The sequence below is a fragment of the Binatus sp. (SeqCode) genome, assembly GCF_050013435.1.
In the GTDB taxonomy this organism is placed as follows: Bacteria; Desulfobacterota; Binatia; order Binatales; family Binataceae; genus Binatus.
In genome coordinates, this window is sequence record NZ_JBEKFG010000131.1 from 1 (window position 1) to 4,289 (window position 4,289).

Consider the following 4,289-nt stretch of genomic DNA (forward strand, 5'->3'; position numbering starts at 1 on the left):
ACCTCAACGTGCGGCTGGCGTGGATCTCGCTGATAGTCATTCCGTTCTACGTCGCGGTGATCAGAATTCTCTCGCCGAGAATCAAGGAGACCAGTCACGACCTGCAGGAAGTGGTCGAGGAATTTTCGGGCGAGCTGCAGGAACGCATCGCCGGAATCTCGACAACGAAATCATTTGCGCGGGAGGCGGACGAGGCGCGCCGCTTCCATCAGCGAACCACCGAGCTTTACGACCTGACCATTGAGAGCGTGAAGCTGTCCTCGACCCATCAGATGCTCACCGAATTCATCTCGCGCGGCGCACCGTTGATCGTGATCTGGGCGGGCGCGCTGATGATCATGCACGGTCAGATGACGATTGGAACCGTGGTCGCGTTCTTTGCGTTCCTGGGCGCGCTCTACCTGCCGCTGCAGCGGTTCTCGGAATTGTCGATCATCGTGGCGACTGCATTGGCCGCGATCGAGCGGATTTTCGCGTTCTTCGACGAGACGCCCGAGGTGCACGACGTGCCGGGTGCGCCGGCGCTCAAAGTGAAAAGCGGGCTGGTCGAGATCCAGCATCTGCGCTTTGGCTACAAGCCGCTGGACGGCGGACCGATCCGCGTCATTCTCGACGATATGAATCTGGCCGTCCCGGCCGGGACCACGGTGGCGTTGGTTGGGCGCTCGGGGGCCGGCAAGACCACGCTCGCCAGCCTGATTCCGCGCTTCTACGAACTGGCCGCCGGCCAAATTTTGATCGATGGCACCGACATTTCGAGCGTCACGCTGAAGTCGCTGCGCGATTCAATCGGGATTGTCCCCCAGGACGCGATCCTGTTCAGCGCATCGATCCGCGAGAACGTGCAATATGGGCGCCCCGGCGCGCCCGACGCAAATGTTTGGCGTGCGCTCGAGCAGGCCAACATCCGCGACTTCGTCGATTCGATGGTTGACAAGCTCGACACGATGATAGGCGAGGGCGGCGTGCGGCCTTCGACCGGCCAGCGTCAGCGCCTCGCGCTGGCGCGCGTGTTTCTGAAGGACCCGCCGATTTTGATCCTCGATGAAGCCACCTCCGGCCTCGATTCGGAAGTGGAAAACCTGATTCACGACGCCGTGCGCCGCCTGATGAAGGGACGGACGTCCTTCCTGATTGCGCATCGGCTCGCCAGCGCGGTCGATGCGGATGTGATCGTCGTGCTCGATTGCGGAAAGATCGTCGAGGTCGGTTCGCATTCGGATCTCGTGAAGCGCGCGGGCGTGTACTCGCAGCTCTTCAACGAGCAGACTCGCAAGCTGCGCGTGACGCCCGACCACATCACGCGCGTGCCCGGTTCGCTGAGTCCTGCGCCGGGCGGAGGTCGCACCGATTAGCGATGGGCCGCAGATGGCGGGTTTGCCGAGGCGGCTATACTTTTGAAATCAGAAAGAGAAACAAGGCGAAGAAGAGCGCTCCGACTATCACCACCTGTGCGACTATTGCCGTCCTGCTCCTGGCGGGCGCCAGCGACTGATCGTCAGTGTCATATGTGATCCCGATCGGCGCGAGGCTCGGTTGAGTTGACGAGCCATCCCTCGCCGGCGCATTGGTAATCGACAGCACGCTGATCCGTTTCCCCGCCTTCTCGAGCCATTGCTCATACTCGTCGGTGTCGGCGAACTGCCTGGTGAAAATAGCCATTCTCACCCCTTGCTGACGCCCGCAGGCCTCAGCAAGACGAAATTAGGTTTGACGCCGGACTAAGTCAATTGGAGTGTTTCAGTGATTCACCAATTGTTCAGCTCTACGCGTGCCAACGGGCGTCTTCGCTATTGGTAAGGATAGAAAACGTAAAACAGAATCGACAGGCCGCATAGCAACCACAATCCGGCGTGGACCTCGCTGCGGCGCCCAGTGGCGAGCTTGACCAGGGGATAAAGAATCAGTCCGGCCGTGATGCCGATCCCGATGTTGTAGGTGAAACTCATCAGCGCAATCACCGTAAAGGCGGGAATCAGTTCGGTGTAATCGTCGAAGTCGATTTTGACGACCGGCGCAATCATCATCGCGCCTACGACAATCAGCGCCGGCGCGTACGCCGCGGCAGGAATCGCGGCTACCAGGGGCGCGAAGAACAGCGACATCGCGAACAACGCTGCGACCACCACTGCGGTCAAGCCAGTGCGTCCACCGGCGTGGACGCCGGCCGCAGATTCGATGTACGCGCCAGAGGTGGTGGTGCCCACCAGGCCTGCAAACATCGTGGCGATCGCGTCGGCAAGCATCGGGCGTTCGATCTGCGGCAACGTCCCGTCAGGGTCGAGAAATCCGGCTCGCGCGGAGACTCCGATCAGCGAACCCATCGTGTCGATCAATGCCATCACGAATATCGTCAGCAGTACGCCGAAAAATCCGACGCTCAACGCGCCTCGCAGATCGAGTTGCAGCATGATGGGCGCGGGATTCGGCGGCATGCTGACCCACAGCGACGGCGGCTTCGCGACGCCCGTGACAAATGCAATGCCCGCCGAAATCAAAATCCCGAGCAGGATTGCGCCCGGCACGCGCCGGACCATCAGTACCGCGATCAGCACGAAGCTGAGCACTGCGACCTCGACCGACGGCGCCGCGAGATTCCCGATTCTCACCGGCGCGCCGGCCACGCCAAGCGCGACGATTCCGGATTCATTGAGTCCGATGAAGCTGAGGAACAGTCCGATTCCCACTCCGAAGCTGTAGCAAAGACCTGGCGGAAGCGCTTCGACCATCCATTGCCGCACGCGCGCTACGGTCAACAGCGCGAACATCGCGCCCGCCAGAAACACGGCAGCCATCGCGGTTTGCCAACTGTAGCCAAGCACCTTCACGACGGTGTATGCGATGAACGCGTTCTCGCCCATGTACGGCGCGATTGCGAACGGACGATTGGCGTACAGGCCCATCACCAGCGTTCCGACCACCGCAGTCATCACCGTCGCGACCATCGAAGGTCCTTCGGGGATGCCTGCGGCTTTCATAATGGCCGGATTGACCGCGATTATGTACGACATCGTGACGAACGTGGTGACGCCCGCGAGCACCTCGCGTCGAAACGTGGTGCCGGCAAGTTCCAACCCGAAGTAATTTGCTATTCGCGATTGCAAAAAACGCTCCCCCGACGATCCGCGAGGCCTGAATTACCACGTCGCGACGAGCACATGCCACTGGAATGCGTGTAAATGCAGTTTGGTATATAACCAACGAATCGCGAGCTGCAATTCACGCGCGCATTGCCGCCAGCCGTCAATCCTGGCCCACGTCAAGAGTGAACAAATGACAGAAGAACAACCTGTGAAGACTCCGGAGACAAAACTAATCGCGAAGCCGCCGGCGCCTGTGAAGCCCCCAGTGCCCGCGAAGCCGCGGGCGCTCAAATCGGTAACCACACTTGCGGTGGACGTCGGCGGAACTGGAATCAAGGCCGTCGCGCTCGACGAAAAAGGCAAGATGATAACCGAGCGGCAAAAGATCAAGACGCCGCGTAACGCGACGCCGAAAAAGGTGATCGCGATTATCGCAGAGCTCGCCAGGATGGCGGGGGCGTTCGACCGGGCGTCGGTGGGATTTCCGGGCGTTATCAAAAATGGCGTCGTTTACATCGCGCCGAATCTGGGCAAAGGATGGAACAACTTCCCGCTCGAGACGGCGCTGAAGAAGAAACTCAAGCGCCCTGTGCGAATCGCCAATGACGCCGACGTGCAGGGCCTGGGATGCGCGACCGGCCACGGCGACGAACTGGTCATCACGCTCGGGACCGGGTTCGGATCAGTGCTGTTCGTTGACGGGCACCGGATACATCTCGAGCTGGGGCACCATCCGTTTCACAACGGTAAGACTTATGAAGACGAGCTCGGCAACCGGGCGTTCCTGAAGAAGGGCAAGAAGAAGTGGAACAAACACCTGCGCGAAGCGATTGACGAGATGGCGAAGACGTTCAACTACGACAGGCTTTACCTCGGTGGCGGCAATGCGGCGACCATCAATTTCAAGTTGCCGCCCAACGTCAAGGTGGTCAGCAATACGGAGGGCCTGCTCGGCGGTATCAAGCTGTGGCAGGCTGAAGCTGTCGCGAAAAAGTGATCTTCTTCGAATGGAGGGGTGGCCGAGTGGTTGAAGGCACCGGTCTTGAAATCCGCGCGCCGTCTTATCGCTAGTATGCGGGAGTATCGTTCCGCCTTGTCCTGTAAGGGGTTCTCCATCTCCTAGCATCTTCCCGTTATACCCCGTATCGGCCCGTATCGGGGAGTTTCAGGGAAGTTCATTTACATTTTCATTTACACCCGCCCGCC

4 protein-coding genes are annotated in these 4,289 nt (G+C 60.1%); 2 read left to right on the top strand and 2 right to left on the bottom strand.

The features are described 5' to 3' along the window. Positions 1-1,355: ABC transporter ATP-binding protein (locus ABSB13_RS16690; protein ID WP_428110456.1), on the top strand; the 1,355-nt coding region annotated here is incomplete at its 5' end. A gap of 34 nt (positions 1,356-1,389) precedes the next feature. Here the strand turns inward: ABSB13_RS16690 and ABSB13_RS16695 are convergent. Both ABSB13_RS16695 and ABSB13_RS16700 read right to left on the bottom strand, forming a co-directional pair. Beyond that, positions 1,390-1,662 carry a hypothetical protein gene (locus tag ABSB13_RS16695; protein ID WP_428110458.1) on the bottom strand — a complete coding sequence of 91 codons (273 nt, stop codon included), beginning with the start codon at positions 1,660-1,662 and terminating at the stop codon, positions 1,390-1,392. A 128-nt stretch (positions 1,663-1,790) separates the two neighbouring features. Then, positions 1,791-3,104 carry an NCS2 family permease gene (locus ABSB13_RS16700; protein ID WP_428110459.1) on the bottom strand — a complete coding sequence of 438 codons (1,314 nt, stop codon included), beginning with the start codon at positions 3,102-3,104 and terminating at the stop codon, positions 1,791-1,793. Between the two features lie 169 nt (positions 3,105-3,273). Here ABSB13_RS16700 and ABSB13_RS16705 point away from each other — a divergent pair, with 169 nt between their 5' ends. Next, the gene (locus ABSB13_RS16705) at positions 3,274-4,080 is read left to right on the top strand and encodes an ROK family protein (RefSeq protein WP_428110460.1); all 807 of its coding nucleotides are present in this window, start codon (positions 3,274-3,276) and stop codon (positions 4,078-4,080) included. Positions 4,081-4,289 lie beyond the last annotated feature (209 nt).

Coding starts and splice junctions, on each gene's coding strand:
- ABSB13_RS16695 (WP_428110458.1), bottom strand. CDS start 1,662: ATGGCTATTTTCACCAGGCAGTTCGCCGACACCGACGAGTATGAGCAA.
- ABSB13_RS16705 (WP_428110460.1), top strand. CDS start 3,274: ATGACAGAAGAACAACCTGTGAAGACTCCGGAGACAAAACTAATCGCG.